Annotated in this window: 1 protein-coding gene; it reads right to left on the minus strand. The window is 57.8% G+C overall.

The genetic code is table 11. The features are described 5' to 3' along the window. A partial coding sequence (locus ACR1XY_RS24605; protein WP_480597446.1) for an ActS/PrrB/RegB family redox-sensitive histidine kinase occupies positions 1-934 on the minus strand: 934 nt, incomplete at both ends.

Genomic DNA, 934 nt, shown 5'->3' on the forward strand with positions numbered 1-934 from the left:
CATGATGATGACGGTGATCCGATCTGACGTCCATTCCGCCTCGACCCAGACATTCGCGCGGGCAAAATCCACCGCGTTCTGGATCAGGTTGCGCAGACCGTGAATGATCTCGGGCTTTCGCAGGATCGACGGTTGTTGAACATCCCCGTCCTGACCCGGACCTTCAGAAAAACTGATAGCCTTCCCCCGATCGATATGTGGTTCTGCGGCTTCGTGAACGACAGTCGACAGCGGGGCCTGCCGCAGATGCAGGTCATCTTTGCCGGCCCGGCCCATATTGCGCAGAATATCCCGGCACCGATTGGCCTGTTCCCGGATCAGGGCGGCGTCATCCTTAAGATCGGGCCGGTCGTCCAGTTCTTCGATCAGTTCCGAACTAGTCAGCTTGATCGTGGCCAACGGCGTGCCCAGTTCGTGCGCCGCCGCCGCGACAACCCCACCTAGGTCGGTCAATTTCTGTTCGCGCGCCAGCGCCATGTAAGTGGCCGAAAGAGCCTCGGACATCGACTGAACCTCGGAACTCACGCGGTGCGAATAGGCGCCGATGAAGGCAATTGCGATAACAATCGCGGCCCAGTTCCCAAACAACAAGATGTCTGGGATCTCCAACACCACGCCGAGATCCGTGCGCAATGGCAGATGGAACTCCGCCAGCAGGGTTGTCAGAACAATTGCAACGGCACCCACGATCAGGGTCGACCGAGTGCTCATGACATTCGCCGAGATCGTTACCGGGCCAACGAGAAGCAAGGCAAACGGGTTATTCAGCCCGCCGGTGAGATACAACAGAAACGCCAGTTGCAACAGGTCAAAGAGAACCATCAGAAAGTTCTCAAACTCGGTCAGACGCTTGTTGCGTGGGAAAATCACGATTGCGGTCAGATTGCCCACAACCGACACGCCGATGGCCAGGTAGCACAGACCCAGTTCCAGC

This window comes from Ruegeria sp. AD11(2025), assembly GCF_056542405.1.